The sequence below is a fragment of the Neorhizobium sp. PAMB6630 genome, assembly GCF_058242775.1.
The window spans coordinates 184,577-199,579 of record NZ_JBZAYV010000002.1 but is presented as its reverse complement, the minus strand read 5'-3'; the positions used below and the strand labels follow the sequence as shown (position 1 = coordinate 199,579).

The window sequence follows — 15,003 nt, the reverse complement described above, 5'->3', positions numbered from 1 at the left end:
TAGATAGGATCGTATAAATGGCGGCGGTGACCATACGAAACCTCTCGGATGAAACTCATCGGGCTTTACGCGCAAGAGCAGCTCACCACGGTCGTAGTACCGAGGCTGAAATTCGTGATATTCTCGAAGCCGCTGTTCATCCATCTGGACGCGTGAAACTCGGCTCGCTTCTCGCGGCCATTGGCCGTGACGCCGAAATGTCAAAAAGTGACGTCGAAGCGCTGCAACAACAGCGCGACAGGACCCCGGCGGTACCGATGACTTTCGAATGATCTTGCTAGACACTAATGTAATATCTGAGCCTTGGAAGCCGGATCCTGATACTGCTGTGCTGACTTGGCTGGATGCACAGGCCATCGAAACGCTATTCATTTCCGCTATTTCAATCGCCGAACTTCGTTTCGGCATTGCCTCAATGCCGTCGGGGAAGCGTCAGACAATTCTCCACGATCGCCTTGAAGGTGAAGTTCTACCGATTTTTGACGGGCGCATTTTGACCTTTAACGTCGGTACCTCCCGATTCTACGCGGACCTGATGGCCAGCGGCCGAACATCCGCAAAGGCGATCGGGAAGGCTGATGGATACATTGCTGCTACGGCTGCAGAAAACCATCTCGCGGTCGCAACGCGAGATACAAGCCCATTTGAAGCAGCCGGATTGAGAGTTATTAATCCCTGGGCCACCTAAGCCTTTAGAATTACAGGTCGCTGGTTCGTTCTCATCAAGGCGAAACACCATAGCGCCCCGGACCCAGCTCCTGAGACCTAGGGCGGATCGACATTGACCACATCCAGATCATTGCTGCGGCGAGGCAGATGAATCCTTTGAAGTGCATAGTTGTGCGGTCGTAGCGGGTGGCGAAGCGGCGCGGTTTCCGCTCAGTTTTCGTGATGTTGTAGACCTGCTTGCCGAGCGCGGCATTGACGTCTCGTTTCAGACTGTCTCGGAATGGGCGGGGAAATTCGGGCCCAAATTCGCCCGACAGCTCAGACGGCGCTCCCGAGGCCAATTTGCGGATAAATGGCAGCTTGATGAGATGGTGGTCTCCATCAATGGAAAGAAATACTGGCTCTGGCGCGCCGTCGATGCCAACGGCTACATGCTCGATGCACTGCTGCAAAGCAGAAGAAATAAGCGCGCAGCTCTTCGCCTGATGCGCAAGCTGCTTAAGGGGCAGGGTACCGCTCCTCGGGTGTTGGTCGCCGACAAGCTGCGGTCCTATTCGGCTGCCAAGGCCGAATTGATGCCGGGCGTCGAGCATCGCTTGCATAAAGGGCTCAACAACCGCGCTGAAAATTCGCACCTTCCCGTACGACGACGGGAACGACGTATGATGCGCTTTAAGTCGGCTCGGCAATGCCAGCGGTTCGTCTCAACCCATGGCCAGATCGCCAATCTCTTCCTCCTTCACCGGAAACATCTGTCATCTGCAGATCATCGCCAGCTTCGCTCCAACGCCATCAGCATCTGGAGGGAAATCGCTTTGTGGATTGAGGCGTGAAATTCAGGCCGAGACGACTATCGCGTCTTATGCCTGGTTAAGGCGACGCCCCCCTCAACAGGCCCGTGCCGGCAATCGCTTCAAGCGGCCTCTAAGTCGAACTGGGGTTACGGGATATCGAACCGACCTGTTTCCAAGCGGGCCGGTTTACATCTCGTCACTTTTCAGCTGCAGGAGCGACCTTCGCTCATGACCGTCCGCAGGACGTGTTGTTTACTGATTGTGCGCAAACTCCTAGACGCACCGGTGCTGACCGGTGCCGCCCCAAGCTATCTTGACCGTCACGGAGTTCCAGCCACGCCCCACGACCTGATGCACCACGATTGCATCCTCTTTCGCGACCCATAGCTTCTATCGCGACCTCTCGTCGGCGTCGGCGTGTTTCGTGCCGCTAGCAACGCTGACAGGCCACCCTTAAACAACGACTTGGGAGGAAATCTTCCGGCGCCCGTGCAGCACGCGGATGATTTCGATTGCGCCGCCAGTGAGCCGATAAAGAGTTAGATACTCGCCTGAGACCAGATGCCGAATACCCGGTGCAATGTCGTCGCGCGCCACTCCCGAGTACGGGTGTCGTGCGAGATGCTGCCAGCGCGCCTCAATCGCATCGAGAACTCGATCAGCTGCGACTATGTTTTCAATGGCAATGTAGGACCATATCTCGATCAGATCCTCATCGGCACGATCCGTGCGGACAACGGAAAGCATAGTTAGCTTTCGCGTCGTGAAGATTCAATGCGATGGCGCGCGGCAGCTTTCACCTCTGCCATCGTCGAACGCGAACTCGGACCGCTGTCGATGCCCTCCTGAACAAGCGCTCGCAGATCCTCGACTGTGTAACCAAGCAAATCCCGTCTTTCCTTCCACTCACGCACGGCGTCGCGGATGGCTTCGCTAGTCGACGCATACTCGCCAGCATCAACCGCGCTTCGTACAAATCCGGCCATCTCAGGTGTCAGTGCAATTGTAATCTTCTCAACCGTCGTCATCGCAGGAAGCCTTCTTCTCGTCACATCTATGGTATGCGATCAGCATACCGAAGGCAAGATGCCGATATGTCGGTCTCGGCAACTACTTGATTCCCTTCCGCGTCGGCTTGCCGGCCTAGGTGGTCCGCGGTTCGGATCCCATCAAGCCGAAGGCGCTGGTTGCAGCACTGATCGCATAATCGTACGCCGGACCATCATGTATATCCCATCGACATATCCCAGTCGGCGATCTAAGTTGTTGTCTACGCAATTCGGAGTGATGCAGATGGAGCAGTATTCCAGAGCAATCGTAGCCAAGCAATCCGTTTGCCAAAGGCGGTTGCTTTGCCTGATGATGTAAAGCGTGTCGACATCGTTGCGGTGGGACGCACTCGCATCATTGCACCAGCTGGAGAGATCTGGGACAGCTGGTTTGATGAAGCGGACGCGACATCCGACTTCATGAGTGAGCGTGATCAAGCTGCTTCGCAGGAGCGCGAGGCATTTTAATGCTGAAGTACATGCTGGACACCAATATCTGCATTTTTACGATCAAGAAGCGCCCGCAGCAGGTGAGAGACGCGTTCAATCGCTCCCATGATCGGCTTTGCATCAGCTCGGTTAGCCTAATGGAATTGATCTACGGAGCGGAAAAGTCAGCCAGTCCTGAAAAAAACCTTTCCGTCGTGGAGGGCTTCGTGGCACGCCTCGATGTATTACAGTACGACGAAGTGGCAGCAAGCCATACCGGTCAATTGCGGGCCGAACTGGCGCGTAGCGGAACTCCGATAGGTCCATATGATCAATTGATCGCGGGACACGCGCGCTCGCGTGGACTGATTATGGTTAGCAACAATCGCCGGGAGTTTGATCGCTTACCCGGCTTACGAGTGGAAGATTGGACTGCTTAATTAGTTTCAATATTCAATCGCCTGGCCCCGAGTTCGGCGGAGTTCCCTAAGCATTTAAGCACAGGGTCGTCGGACCGTATACCATCAAGATCAGAAAGAGCTTTTGGGCTTTCACTGCGGCAGATATGCCTCTGCTCCTGCGGTTATGATTTCTTCTTCGCTGAGATGCCTGTGCCAGTGAGAGTAGAGCACGAGGCGATCGCGGGAAAGCCCGATATTCTTCTTCAGGTGCCGATAAATAGCACTGAAAGTTCGGTGCTCGCATCCGCCCCAGACAAAAACCGTATCGAGCTTCTCAGGCCATTTCACTGAGCGTACGGCATCCACCAGCAACGTCGTCGCGCCGGCGTCGGCGCCGTTTCGATGAAGCCAAGCGACCACCATGCCTGCGGGACAGCGAAGTGGCAACTCGTCTGCTTTGGTGTCCACCTCGATAAACACATGGCCGGTCGCGGTGGCGGGCAGGTTTTCGAGGACTCGTGCGATACCCGGCAAAGCGGTTTCATCTCCGACCAAAACATGGAATTCTGCGTGTTTGGGACCATTGGCGGCGGGGCCGAGGATGCCAGCAAGATCACCGGCTCGCGCATCCATGGCCCACCGGGTTGCAGGGCCGGGGTTCGCGTGAAGTGCAAAGTCGATCGTGATGTCTTGGGCTGACGCGTCGATATGCCGGATTGTGTAGACCCGTGTCGGAACAGCCTTGTCATCCGGCCACACGACATGGCCGCGGTGGTCGAGCATCGGCCATCGTGGTTCGGCTGTGCCACGCGGCTGGAAGATGAGCCGACAGTGGAACTGGTCGTTGCGATCGTATCGTTCGAGATTTTCCCCTTGGAACACGATGCGGCGGAGGCGCGGCGCAATGTCCTCGACGGATTTGACATGCAGGATGCGCAAATCGGCGGGCAGGGCCGGTTCGGCATGATCGCCTAGCCACTGGATTTCCAGCTTTTCACGGGCGGCGATGAAGCCGATTGGCCCGACGAGCGCGTGCTTCAGCCGATTGAGACCACCGGCGTCCGGGGCTTCCGCCGTCAGCCGGAAGCCGTTTCCGGTCGCTTCGAGCGTGGCAGTGCCGAACGGTGAGCGGATATGATGAATGCCATCGGCTTCTTCAACAGTCATGTCGTGGGTCGCGATCGATTCAACGATCGGCCCCACGTAGTCCCTGATGTTTGCAAACTGCACCATGGCGCTTGCGCGATATCGTTTGTTACTGATCAGTGACATCCGGATTGCTCCATGAACTCAGATCGAGGCCCACAACGGTCCTTCGATGGGGAATGCCGCGAAATCGCGATTGATGCGATCGAGCATGGCCGCAGGGTCGAGATCGGCGCATTGCTCGGGGTGCAGCCATTTTGCGGTTTGGGCTACAAAGAGAATATTGAGTGGAAGATTGGTGATCAGCCCGGTCCAAATCCCGTGAACGCGCTTTGCGCGAACACTGGCTAGATGTTCGAAGGTGGGCCTTCCGTCGATCAAACGCTGCAGTCCTTGCCGGCCCCAGGCGGGATCGATACCAGGCCCGATCGCGGGGCGGCTCCCCGAGGCCCATCCACCGCCAGAGGCTATGTAGACGTCGTGGGGCGTGGACAGCAGATATTCGAGCGAGAGTTTTTCAAACCAGGGCGCAGTCACGCCTGGCAAGGGTTGTCCGCCGGCAAGGGCCAGAAGATCGCCCCAGACCTTCCGCCCTGCCGCCCAGCAGCAGTCGTCAAGGGTGGACTGGACCTCCAGATAGGTCGTGACGGGTTTCGTGCCAGCAAGCCGCGCGGTTATCCCCGCCAATTCCCGCTCATAAAAGGCGATGAACGCCTCCGCCTTCGCCGATGCGCTGATGAGTACGCCCCACATTCTCATCGACTTCTTGAGTTCGGCAACAGGATCGGCGGTCTGCGTGCCGGCAATGGTATTGCTCGATGCATCGCTGAAGACCACCGGAATGCCAAATTGCGTCAGCCTTTCCACCATTGGGTCGGTGTCACCCTGCGGCGTCATGAAGGCGGTCGTGACAATGAGATCGGGCGCGAGGCCGATCAATCCTTCCAGTGAAACGGTATCGGGAGACTGTTTGCCGACGGTGCTGACCGGATGGCCGTTCAGCAGGCGCTTCTGCAGGTGCTCGCTATCGATCCGATCGACAGCCGCCCAGCCGTCGACGAGCGAGGCGGGATCGGTATGCAGGAGGGACATGGTCAGGAGATCGTGTGCCTCGAGAAGTATGATCCGCTTTGGCAGCTTGGGCAGTTGCACCTTGCGCCCAGCCATATCCGTCACTGTCATTGGTTGCTCCGCCGCCGCCGGCCGGGTCCCAGAAAGGATGCCGGTGGCGGCGATGAAGGTGCAAAATCGGCGTCGTGTGAATGTCACTGCCGCCTCACCACTTGTATCTCAGGCCGGCGAGGACCGTGCGACCGTTCCCGTACTGGCAATAATATTCGGAGCTGCAGGAGGAATAATATTCCTTGTCGAGCAGGTTCGTGACATTAAGTGTTGCCTGAAGCCCTTTCAGGCTTGAGTTCTTCGCGCCAAAATCGTAGCGCAGCGCTGCGTCGAGCAGCGTGTAGCCATCCGCCTTCACCGTATTTGCGTCATTGCTGTAGCTGGAGCCAACGAAGCGTGCGCCCCCGCCAATGCTCAAACCTTCCAGCGCGCCGGTGTCGATGGTGTAGTTTGCCCAGAGCGAACCGTAGTAGCGCGGCACGGCCTGTGGACGGTTGCCAATGATCGACGCGATGCTGGATTCGGAAACTTCCGTGTCGAGCAGAGACAATGCCGCAATCAGTTCAAGGTTGCTGGTCAGGTTGCCTCTGGCTTCAAATTCCACGCCGCGTGAATGGATCTCGCCCTGCTGTTCGTTGAATCCGGTTGAAGCATTGTAATAAACGACGTTTTGTTGGCGGATGTCGAAGACAGATAGGGTGAAGACGGCGTCCAACCCTGCTGGCTGGTACTTGATGCCCACCTCGTATTGTTCCGCTTCCGTCGGTTTCAGCGGACTGCCGACGGCTCCCACGCTGGTCGACGGCTCGAATGAGGTGGAGTAGCTGACATAGGGCGCTATGCCGTTATCGAATAGATAAAGCAAGCCTGCCCGATAGCTCGTCGCGCTGTCGGATCGCTCGGTTGACGTGCCGGTGAGGCGATTATCCGTATCCTGGTTTGCCCAGTCGTGCCGGACGCCGAAGACACCGCGCAGGCTGCCGATTTCGATCTGGTCCTGAACGTAGACACCCGTCTGGCGAAGCGTTTGGTCGCTATCGATCGCGGTCATGAACGGGCCGACCGGCTGACCATAAACGGGGTTGGTGACATCAAGCGATGTCGCGCCGCCGAGCAGATACTCCCAACTGCTGCTGGAGCGCTGGATGTCGAGGCCTGCAAGAAGCGTATGGCTGACGGCGCCAGTGTCGAAGTTGACTTCGGCTTGATTATCAAACGAAAAACCACGCGCGTCTTCAATGGAATGCACAGCCCAGCGAGGGATCAGACCGGCTGCCGACATCGGGCCGTTCATCTGGAGCGATTGCATGTCTGTTTCAACGCCGGAATACCGGAAGTTCGAACGTACAGTCACCTGTTCATCAAAACGGTGCTCGAACCTATAGCCAACGCCGTATTGGGTGCGCTCGAAAGCGTCGTAGTTTGGATCTCCAACATTCAGGTCGCGCGCCAAAAAACCGGCATAGCCTGAAGGTGCCAGAAACTTCGGATACAGGGAATTAAAATATCCGCCTTCCGGATCCCGTTGATAATAGCCGGAGATCACTAGCGAAGTGTCTGCGTCCGGCTCCCACTTCAGCGATGGCATCACGCCAAGGCGCTGCTCATCGACGTCGTCGTAGCGCGTGCCCGAGGACCGGCCGATGACCCCAAGCCCGTACTGCACAGTGCCATCCGAGGTGAGAGGCCCGGTGGAATAAAGTCCGCTCTGAATCCGCCCGTCCGATCCGACCTCAAGCCGCACCTCGTTTGATTGAACTTCGGACGGCTCCCGGCTAACCTGATTGACGAGGCCGCCGGGGCTGATCTGGCCATAGAGAAGGGCAGACGGCCCCTTCAGGACGTCCACATGATCCAGGAAGAACGGATCGATGGACGGCGTGGCGAAGGCCTGTCCTCGCTGCAGCTTGAGGCCATCGAGATAGCTGACATAGTTCGTGGCAGTACCGAATGCGCCGAAGCCACGGAGAAACACGGAATCGTAGCGGGAATTCGAATCCCGATCGGAAAGGACGCCGGCCGTATAACGCAGCGCCTCACTGACTGTTTGGGGGTTCAGGTCCTCGATCTGCTTGCGCGTGATGGTCGTTATGGATTGCGGCGTCTCTGCGACGGGCGTCACGGTCTTGGTCGCGGACCGAGCCGACTTGACGACAATGCTACCGGACGTGTCGTCAATGGTGCCGTCGCCATACACGAGGATAGGCGCCAACTGTGTGCTCTGGTCTTGAGCCCAGGCTTGGTTGGCGACGAGGAGAAAGGTCGATGCCGTCAGTATCTGTTTTAAAGAAATGCTGTGCTTCACGAAACGCCCCCATGGTCGCAACTTGCAGTATCTGGTAGGCTATTAAATCAAACGGGACCGTCCTGTCCAGTAAATATGAGCTTGTTAGTCAGCTTTCGCGTTGGCAAATTAACACTCGGCTTTGAGACGGGACGAGCCTAGGACAATCGGAGAGAAAGATGGCATCTGAAAACATACGTACGATGGCCCGAGTGGGCCGGCCGCCGAAAGCGAAACAGGATGCAGCGGCAATGCGAATTATAGAGGCGGCTACCGCGCTTTTTGCCAGCAGGGGATTTGCAGGCACGTCGATGGAACAGGTCGCCTCGCATTGCGGAGCCGGCAAGGACACCGTTTATCGCCGCTACCCGTCGAAAGTTGCCCTGTTCGAAGCGGTCGTCGAACACGCACATCAGTGCGCGACTGCCAAGCTCGAGAAGATGCCCCCGGCAAGCGGGAACGCACTTGAGCGGCTCCGATCACTGGTGCTTGAGCTCTTGCATGTGAACATGGAGCCGGAACTCATCGCATTGAAGCGTATCACCTTCAGTGAAGCCGTTGTTTTCGAGAAGAACGGGCCGATACCGCCGCAGCCGGATCCAATCATGGTGAAGCTGATTGAGGCGGTTGGCGAGGCGCAAGACTTCGGTGCCATCGGCGCTGGCGATGCTACCGAGATCGCTCATCATCTCATTCACTGTATGGTCGCGTTGCCGACGACCGCGGCAATGATGGGGAGCAATGAGTTTGACTCGCGCCGGAATATTGACGCACATTTTGACAAGACTTGGCATTGGCTCATCAATGGCGTGGGTGGGGGCAATATGTAGTAGCCCTACCGAATACAGCTCGGTGGCAATATGCCGTTTATTGCTTCGGTATCCGATCGTTGAGTTAAACCGAGCGCTCTCTTGGACCTCATCTGCCTGATTCCCAATCTTTTTTGACCGGGCAGCCGTGTGTTTTCCTCGGCGAGATCGCCATATTGAACGAGAGTGCAGATGAGTTTGTCAAACTGGAAGCACACTACGCGGTTGATATATTCCCCATAAGAAATGACGGGTTTTGCTATCAGGGAGGCTGGCTTGTCGGCGGGATCTTCAAGCTCGCTGTTTATCCCGGTCGTCGCTGCAGACTATAATCTGCATGCCGGGATACGCCCGCTGGATTTAGCGGTCGCGTATGGTGAAGAACGCCCGGCATCACTTGGGAAGGCCGATCTGTCGGGTTCTTCTACAATCAGCGCATGCTTGCCGAATGGCGTGAGGCTGACGCTGGAATACCGCGGCGTTCATTTCGTCGACGGCGATCATTGGAGTGCTTTGCCATGTTCAGACTGGGCGCTGATCTAAGGTCTATGCCCGCGCGCTACAAACCTTCGACCCTCGCTTGCTGGAGCCCGTCGAGCAGTTGTCGGAGCATGACCTGCCAACCCTGACAGTGGTAATGGCGATGAATGTAACCTGGAGCGGGGTCGATCACACACCCGATTATTAACCGCCGGCGCCTTCCAGTTCAATCGCCAGCCTTCGCATGTGCTCGGTGCAAACAACTTTTACGGCTTCAAGCAGGGTCGCGGTGCGATCGGCCAACCAAAGCAATGCCTCTTCGCTGATCTCGAAGTGCTTGGAGTACCGGGCTTTTACATAGGCCTCGTTCAGTGTGTTGAACCAGGCGCGTTCGCGATGCTGGTCGCGCGGAAATGCGTCAGCCAGGCGCCGATCTTGCTCTTCGGCAAGAGAACGGAGGAATTTCAGATTGTGCGATGGCGGACCATAGTTGGTGAGCGTCAAGAGGACGCACGCATACGCTTGCTCGATTGTCTGATGCAGGTCAAAAGCTGCAACGTCGAAGTTCTTTCTTTGAATATGAAATGCCATCCCCTCAGCAAACTGCTTCAGCAATTTCATGCGGGCCTGGTAGTGCTCGACAGCCACCCGCAGGCGCTCCTCTGGCGCAAGCGCCTCCGGTTCCGCCAGCGGCTCGTCATCGAGCTCGTAGAGGACGATGCCTTCCTTGCGGATGTCGGAGAAGAAGTACTGCCCTTCTTTTAGATAGGTGTTCACCTCGCGCAGCGAATGAACAATGAAGCTAACCGGCGTTTCGATGGCCTTGTCGCGGATTAGCCGGTCGGCCGCTTTGTGCCAGAAAGTGGCGTAGTCGCAGAGCTTGCGGTTGTTGACGATGATGAGGAGGTCGAAGTCTGAGCGATAGCCTTTCATCGTAAACGGCTCGTCCACCCAGCCGCCTTTGGCATAGGATCCGAAGAGAATGACCTTGAGAACGCGCCCGCGCTTCTTGAAGTCTGCCGTCCCTTGCCCGAGAGCGTCGGCGAACTCCTCATGCAGGATCTCAACAACGCGCGCCAGTTCCCGTTGCTTGCGAGGAGGCATATGGTCGATGGAGGACTTCATCATGACGGTAAAACATTCCGTGTGCGGGTTTCCGGATACCTTCAAACCGGGTTTGCGGATATTGTGCCGAGCTTGCACAAGACATCCTCAACCGCCAGCAAAGATAGACTTGGCCTACTGTGAACCGCAAGGCTGAACCTGGCCGAGTTCACCCCTTCCGCTCATTTGCGAACGTCCATTGACGAAGGCTTATACGTTCACCCGGCCAATCTTTACGGGTCGGCACATGTGACCACCTTCCTGATGAACGGCGCGCAGTGCTGGCCAATATTTCTCCTTCGACGACTGGTGGTCAATTTTCGCAAACAAAAAAACTTGACGCGACTCTGTGCGTGCATCAATCCTGTAACGGCTGGGGTGTAGATATGGGGTTGTTAGGCGTTAGTCGGCTTCCCCTCTGTTAGCAATCGCATCCGGCGTATAAGATCAGTCGAGAGAATCGTCTCCGCCTGATGCGGTGACGCGCCATCACCCTGTAGCAGAGCTTGGGCAGTGTGTTGTGGAATGATGGCAAAGGCCGCCGGGAAAGCCGGTCGGATTGACGGAGAAGAAACATGGCGTCCACGGCGCGCGGAGCGGCACAAAACAAGACGGCAGGCGGTTCGCAAGACACGCGCCAGCCGGCTGACGTCACCATTGCCGCCGATGCGCAGGCACTGTCCGAGCAATTGAAGGCCATGCGCGAGCGGTTGTTTCCGCCGGCAGCCTCCAAGACGCTGCGCGCCTTTTCCTCCGGCGAAGCTGCAAAGCTGATCGGGGTCTCTGACGGGTATCTTCGCCAGCTATCGCTGGCCGGCGAGGGGCCACAGCCGGAAACCGGGGCTGGCGGGCGTCGTTTCTACTCCCTATCCGATATCAATGCGCTGCGCGTCTATCTGTCGGATCAGGCGATTTCCAAGGGCAATCACGCCAAGGCACGTAGCTATCTGCCCAAGCGCGATGCTGAGCGCGGCGAGCATATGCAGGTGATTTCAGTCACCAATTTCAAGGGCGGTTCGGGCAAGACGACGTCTGCGGTGCATCTGGCTCAGTATCTGGCGCTTTCCGGCCACCGGGTTCTCGCGATCGATCTCGATCCGCAGGCCTCGCTTTCGGCACTGTTTGGTTACCAGCCGGAACTGGACCTCACCGGTAATGACACGCTTTACGGGGCCATCCGCTACGATAGCGATGTCCGGCCGCTGACGGATGTCATCCGCAACACCTATTTTCCGGGGCTGGATCTGGTGCCCGGCAATATCGAACTGCAGGAATTCGAGCACGAGACGCCACAGGCGCTGTTACGCCGCCAAAGCGGTGAGGAACACGGTCCGCTATTTTTCGCCCGCATCCAGGCGGCGCTGAAAACGGTGGAAGAGAATTACGACGTTGTCGTTATCGATTGCCCGCCGCAGCTTGGATACTTGACGCTGTCGGCGCTCTGCGCCTCCTCTTCGGTTCTCGTCACCGTTCATCCGCAGATGCTGGATGTGGCCTCGATGAACCAGTTCCTGTTCATGACCTCGGATCTGTTGTCCGTGGTGCGCGAGGCGGGCGGCGCGCTGAATTTCGATTTCCTGCGCTATCTCGTGACGCGCTTTGAGCCCAATGACGGGCCGCAGGCGCAGATCGTCGGCTTCATGCGCTCGCTGTTTGGAGACCGGGTGCTGACCTCGCCGATGCTGAAATCCACCGCCGTCTCCGACGCGGGTCTGACCAAGCAGACGCTCTACGAAGTCGGCCGCGAAAATTTTACCCGCGCCACCTACGACCGGGCGCTGGAAGCCATGAACGCCGTCAATGGCGAAGTCGAGGCACTGATCCATTCGTCCTGGGGCTGGTGACCTTGGGCAAAGCAGACGGAAAGGCATGATGTGATGGCTGGGAGCCGAAAGAACGAGTTGAAGGCCCTGTTTGGGGGCACACTTGCGCCCACAGCGCAGGCAGCACCTCAGCCCGACGCCCCGGCATCCGGGGAGGCACAAGGCAAATCACCGGGCAAGGGTGACGCATCGCCGGCGGTTGCCGCAACGGCGAGGACGGATACCCAAAAGCCGGTGGCTCAGCCGTCCGTGCCGCGCAGCGCATCGGGCGCGGTCAAGGCCATGGGGCTTTCGCTCGGCTCGATGTCGCGCGATGCAGACGAGGTGCGTGCCCTTCGCCAGGCGCTGTCGGACGGTGAGCGGGTGATTTCGGTCGCAACCGACCGCATTGAAGCCTCTTTCGTTGAGGACCGGCTGCGGCTGGAAGACCGTGACGACGAGGATTTTGCAAACCTTGTGGAGAGCATGCGCGACAGCGGCCAGCAGGTGCCGGTGCTGCTTCGCCCGCATCCGACCCGCGAAGGCCGCTACCAGACAGCCTATGGTCACCGCCGCATTCGCGCGGCCGCTCGCCTCGGCATCGAGGTAAAGGCGGTGGTGCGGGCGCTCAGCGACGATGAGCTGGTGCTGGCGCAGGGCAAGGAAAATGCCGAGCGCCGTAATCTCTCCTTCATCGAACGCGCCGTCTTTGCCCGCAATCTGTCCGCCCGCGGTTTTGATCGCAAGGTGATCGGAGAGGCACTGTCGGTGCAGAAAAGCGAGCTTTCGCGCCTGATGCAGGTGGTCGAAAGCGTGCCGGAAAAATACATCCGCCTGATTGGCGCAGCGCCCAAGGCCGGTCGCGATCGCTGGATGAAGCTTGGCGAACTGCTGCGCGAACCCGAGCGCCAGAAGGCCGCGGACGGGGAAGTTGCAGACCGCGAATTCTTGTCCGGTGACAGCGACCAGCGATTTCAGACCCTCTTTGCAGCGCTTGTGGCAAGCCCGCGCAAGGCCGCGTCACCAGGCGTTGCAGCAATTGACCTTACGGATGGCCAAGGCTTTGTTTTTGCAAGGCTTCGCCGTGATGGAAAAGTGCCGAGGATCGAGTTTCAAAGCGGTGTGGACGAGGCTTTCCTTGAGGAAGCCGCCATGCTGTTGAGTAAACGATATCAAGAATTTCTGGCGTCCCGAAAGGCCGGTTAACCGGCGCAGACGACAGAAGACATCCCCAGATGCTGATCTGGTGGCAACTAACCGATGAGACTGTCCGTCTGGCTTTCAGTCAGCGTGGACGTGTTGTGCGGTGGTGAGAGCGTGAAGGCAGCAATTAAGCGTCAGAAGAACGTGGTGCTGTTAAAAGTCCGGCCTTGTCGCCGGCAGATCAACGAAGCTTGAAAGGACGACGCGAGAGCAAGAAAAAAAAGGCCCCCAAAACGTTACCGTTTCGGAAGCCCTCTTCAATGTAGCAATTTAAGAGAATCACTTCCACGCTTCAAAGTCAAGAGTCGGCGGCTGCATTGCTGTTTCCGGCTGTGGATTCTGTTGTCTTTGGTGTCGTTTTAGGCCGCTTGCCTCCTGACGGAGAGGGACATGGCCGAAAGATTGGCAACGACGCCGTTTGGCGGCGCGCCTTTGCGCGCGAAAAATTTCGCCCGGATGACGAAGGTCGAACGGCAACAGAAGAGGCTGCGCGATGGCGACGGCGGCAACGAGACGGGCACGGCTGAAAAGTGGCAGCTGATCCGCGCACTGACCGAAGCCCGCGATGTCTATGGCCTTTCCGACCGCTCGATTGCGGTGCTGGAGGCGCTTTTGAGCTTCCACCCCGAGCGTCAGCTGGATGGACGCGCGCCGATCATCGTTTTTCCCTCCAATGCGGAGCTTTCGCTGCGCTGCCGGGGCATGTCTGCGGCAACACTTCGCCGCCATCTGGCCGCGCTTGTCGATGCCGGCCTGATCTTCCGTCGTGATAGCCCGAACGGCAAGCGCTTTTGCCAGCGCGACGAGCGCGGCGTCGTGGAAAACGCCTTCGGCTTTGATCTGGCGCCGCTCGTGCTCGCAAGCGATGAGATCGCAGCCCATGCGGAGGCCGCGCGCGATCTTGCACGGCGTATCTCGCGCGTGCGGGCCGAGATCAGCCTGCATCTGCGCGACATAGCAAAGACAATCGAGGCAGCGCTGTCGGAGGCGCGGCGTGGCGACTGGGCGGATTTCGTCCTGCGACTGCAAAGCCTGTCTGGACGCGTTGCCCGAAACGGCGAACTTGCAGACCATATGGCAAGGGCGTCGGAGCTTCTGCGGTTGCGGGCAGAGGTGGAGAAAGCCTATCTCGACAGCCTGTCGGAACAAGAAATGAGCGGCAATGAACTTGTTTCTGAGCGCCATATTCAGAATTCAAATACAGAACGATCATTTGAAAAAGACGGCCAAAGACTAATAAAAGAGGCAGAACCGGCAGCAAACACCAACATGACAGTCTCCGAGGCAGGCGATAACGGCATGATCGACGGCGACCAGGGTGTGCCGCCCAAGCTCGAGCGGAAGTCGGTTGGTATCAGCCTCAAACAATTCCTCTCCTCATGCCCGCAGATTATAGATTACGCCCGAGACGGTATTCGAAGCTGGAAGGATGTGGTGGCAGCCGCCGAAATTGTCCGCTCCATGCTGGGCGTCAGCCCAAGCGCCTGGGCTGAGGCGCGCGCCGCCATGGGTGAAATCGAGGCGGCGATCACGCTATCTGCGATTTTCGAGCGGGCAGAGGCCATTCGCTCGCCCGGCGGTTACCTGCGCGATCTGACGCGCAAGGCCGAGCTTGGCCGGTTTTCGGTGCGGCCGATGCTGAAGGCGCTGGAATGAGGCAGGGTGCGGTAAAGATCTGCGCCGACGCTGATAGGGGCGGGGTCAGGGAGAG

15 protein-coding genes and 1 pseudogene are annotated in these 15,003 nt (G+C 58.0%); 10 read left to right on the top strand and 6 right to left on the bottom strand.

Features of this window, described 5'->3' with window-relative positions:
• Positions 1–17: 17 nt before the first annotated feature.
• The 3 genes and pseudogenes from AC4CWF_RS19635 to AC4CWF_RS19625 all read left to right on the top strand — a co-directional run.
• Positions 18–272 carry a FitA-like ribbon-helix-helix domain-containing protein gene (locus AC4CWF_RS19635; protein ID WP_491286927.1) on the top strand — a complete coding sequence of 85 codons (255 nt, stop codon included), beginning with the start codon at positions 18–20 and terminating at the stop codon, positions 270–272.
• Positions 269–688: a type II toxin-antitoxin system VapC family toxin gene (locus tag AC4CWF_RS19630; RefSeq protein WP_491286926.1), complete on the top strand. Its 420-nt coding sequence runs from the start codon at positions 269–271 to the stop codon at positions 686–688. Before AC4CWF_RS19635 ends, AC4CWF_RS19630 begins: the two co-directional genes overlap by 4 nt.
• 181 nt (positions 689–869) lie before the next feature.
• Positions 870–1,502 (top strand): annotated as a pseudogene (locus tag AC4CWF_RS19625) (IS6 family transposase); the annotation flags it as partial.
• Positions 1,503–1,916: 414 nt separating this feature from the next.
• Here the strand turns inward: AC4CWF_RS19625 and AC4CWF_RS19620 are convergent.
• Together AC4CWF_RS19620 and AC4CWF_RS19615 are read right to left on the bottom strand one after the other, a co-directional pair.
• On the bottom strand, positions 1,917–2,210 hold the full coding sequence (locus AC4CWF_RS19620; RefSeq protein WP_491286924.1) for a type II toxin-antitoxin system RelE/ParE family toxin: 294 nt from the start codon (positions 2,208–2,210) through the stop codon (positions 1,917–1,919).
• Positions 2,211–2,212: 2 nt separating this feature from the next.
• Positions 2,213–2,491 carry a type II toxin-antitoxin system ParD family antitoxin gene (locus AC4CWF_RS19615; RefSeq protein WP_132442741.1) on the bottom strand — a complete coding sequence of 93 codons (279 nt, stop codon included), beginning with the start codon at positions 2,489–2,491 and terminating at the stop codon, positions 2,213–2,215.
• 249 nt (positions 2,492–2,740) lie between these two features.
• On the opposite strand from AC4CWF_RS19615, the gene vapB reads away from it, so the two are divergent.
• Positions 2,741–2,980 carry a type II toxin-antitoxin system VapB family antitoxin gene (gene vapB / locus AC4CWF_RS19610; protein ID WP_491287700.1) on the top strand — a complete coding sequence of 80 codons (240 nt, stop codon included), beginning with the start codon at positions 2,741–2,743 and terminating at the stop codon, positions 2,978–2,980.
• Positions 2,980–3,381 (top strand): type II toxin-antitoxin system tRNA(fMet)-specific endonuclease VapC, encoded by a 402-nt coding sequence (vapC, locus tag AC4CWF_RS19605; RefSeq protein ID WP_491286922.1) that lies wholly within the window; start codon positions 2,980–2,982, stop codon positions 3,379–3,381. Before vapB ends, vapC begins: the two co-directional genes overlap by 1 nt.
• Before the next feature lie 111 nt (positions 3,382–3,492).
• Here vapC and AC4CWF_RS19600 read toward each other — a convergent pair whose 3' ends face one another.
• The 3 genes from AC4CWF_RS19600 to AC4CWF_RS19590 all read right to left on the bottom strand — a co-directional run bounded on the left by AC4CWF_RS19600 (position 3,493) and on the right by AC4CWF_RS19590 (position 7,915).
• On the bottom strand, positions 3,493–4,614 hold the full coding sequence (locus AC4CWF_RS19600; RefSeq protein ID WP_491286920.1) for a DUF2218 domain-containing protein: 1,122 nt from the start codon (positions 4,612–4,614) through the stop codon (positions 3,493–3,495).
• A gap of 18 nt (positions 4,615–4,632) precedes the next feature.
• Positions 4,633–5,670 carry an ABC transporter substrate-binding protein gene (locus tag AC4CWF_RS19595; protein WP_491286918.1) on the bottom strand — a complete coding sequence of 346 codons (1,038 nt, stop codon included), beginning with the start codon at positions 5,668–5,670 and terminating at the stop codon, positions 4,633–4,635.
• Positions 5,671–5,764: 94 nt separating this feature from the next.
• The gene (locus tag AC4CWF_RS19590) at positions 5,765–7,915 is read right to left on the bottom strand and encodes a TonB-dependent siderophore receptor (RefSeq protein ID WP_491286917.1); all 2,151 of its coding nucleotides are present in this window, start codon (positions 7,913–7,915) and stop codon (positions 5,765–5,767) included.
• Positions 7,916–8,073: 158 nt separating this feature from the next.
• Between AC4CWF_RS19590 and AC4CWF_RS19585 the strand changes: the two genes are divergently transcribed.
• Both AC4CWF_RS19585 and AC4CWF_RS19580 read left to right on the top strand, forming a co-directional pair.
• Positions 8,074–8,724 (top strand): TetR/AcrR family transcriptional regulator, encoded by a 651-nt coding sequence (locus tag AC4CWF_RS19585; RefSeq protein WP_491286916.1) that lies wholly within the window; start codon positions 8,074–8,076, stop codon positions 8,722–8,724.
• 255 nt (positions 8,725–8,979) lie between these two features.
• Entirely contained in the window at positions 8,980–9,246 is a 267-nt protein-coding gene (locus AC4CWF_RS19580; RefSeq protein ID WP_491286915.1) for a hypothetical protein, read from the top strand.
• 141 nt (positions 9,247–9,387) lie between these two features.
• On the opposite strand, the gene AC4CWF_RS19575 is transcribed toward AC4CWF_RS19580, so the two are convergent.
• Positions 9,388–10,311 carry a nucleotidyltransferase and HEPN domain-containing protein gene (locus AC4CWF_RS19575; RefSeq protein WP_491286913.1) on the bottom strand — a complete coding sequence of 308 codons (924 nt, stop codon included), beginning with the start codon at positions 10,309–10,311 and terminating at the stop codon, positions 9,388–9,390.
• Positions 10,312–10,862: 551 nt separating this feature from the next.
• On the opposite strand from AC4CWF_RS19575, the gene repA reads away from it, so the two are divergent.
• The 3 genes from repA (at position 10,863) to repC (ending at position 14,948) form a co-directional block, all read left to right on the top strand.
• Positions 10,863–12,131, top strand: coding sequence for a plasmid partitioning protein RepA (gene repA / locus AC4CWF_RS19570; protein WP_491286911.1), 1,269 nt, complete (start codon positions 10,863–10,865; stop codon positions 12,129–12,131).
• A gap of 33 nt (positions 12,132–12,164) precedes the next feature.
• Positions 12,165–13,295 (top strand): plasmid partitioning protein RepB, encoded by a 1,131-nt coding sequence (repB, locus tag AC4CWF_RS19565; RefSeq protein WP_491286910.1) that lies wholly within the window; start codon positions 12,165–12,167, stop codon positions 13,293–13,295.
• A gap of 387 nt (positions 13,296–13,682) precedes the next feature.
• Positions 13,683–14,948 (top strand): plasmid replication protein RepC, encoded by a 1,266-nt coding sequence (repC, locus tag AC4CWF_RS19560; protein ID WP_491286908.1) that lies wholly within the window; start codon positions 13,683–13,685, stop codon positions 14,946–14,948.
• The last annotated feature ends 55 nt before the right edge of the window (positions 14,949–15,003 follow it).

Bases quoted from the DNA above. Each gene is read 5' to 3' on its own strand.
- repC (WP_491286908.1), top strand. From the start codon at position 13,683: ATGGCCGAAAGATTGGCAACGACGCCGTTTGGCGGCGCGCCTTTGCGC.
- AC4CWF_RS19600 (WP_491286920.1), bottom strand. From the start codon at position 4,614: ATGTCACTGATCAGTAACAAACGATATCGCGCAAGCGCCATGGTGCAG.
- AC4CWF_RS19585 (WP_491286916.1), top strand. From the start codon at position 8,074: ATGGCATCTGAAAACATACGTACGATGGCCCGAGTGGGCCGGCCGCCG.
- repB (WP_491286910.1), top strand. From the start codon at position 12,165: ATGGCTGGGAGCCGAAAGAACGAGTTGAAGGCCCTGTTTGGGGGCACA.
- AC4CWF_RS19620 (WP_491286924.1), bottom strand. From the start codon at position 2,210: ATGCTTTCCGTTGTCCGCACGGATCGTGCCGATGAGGATCTGATCGAG.
- AC4CWF_RS19595 (WP_491286918.1), bottom strand. From the start codon at position 5,670: ATGACAGTGACGGATATGGCTGGGCGCAAGGTGCAACTGCCCAAGCTG.
- AC4CWF_RS19615 (WP_132442741.1), bottom strand. From the start codon at position 2,491: ATGACGACGGTTGAGAAGATTACAATTGCACTGACACCTGAGATGGCC.
- AC4CWF_RS19630 (WP_491286926.1), top strand. From the start codon at position 269: ATGATCTTGCTAGACACTAATGTAATATCTGAGCCTTGGAAGCCGGAT.
- AC4CWF_RS19575 (WP_491286913.1), bottom strand. From the start codon at position 10,311: ATGATGAAGTCCTCCATCGACCATATGCCTCCTCGCAAGCAACGGGAA.
- repA (WP_491286911.1), top strand. From the start codon at position 10,863: ATGGCGTCCACGGCGCGCGGAGCGGCACAAAACAAGACGGCAGGCGGT.
- vapC (WP_491286922.1), top strand. From the start codon at position 2,980: ATGCTGAAGTACATGCTGGACACCAATATCTGCATTTTTACGATCAAG.
- AC4CWF_RS19635 (WP_491286927.1), top strand. From the start codon at position 18: ATGGCGGCGGTGACCATACGAAACCTCTCGGATGAAACTCATCGGGCT.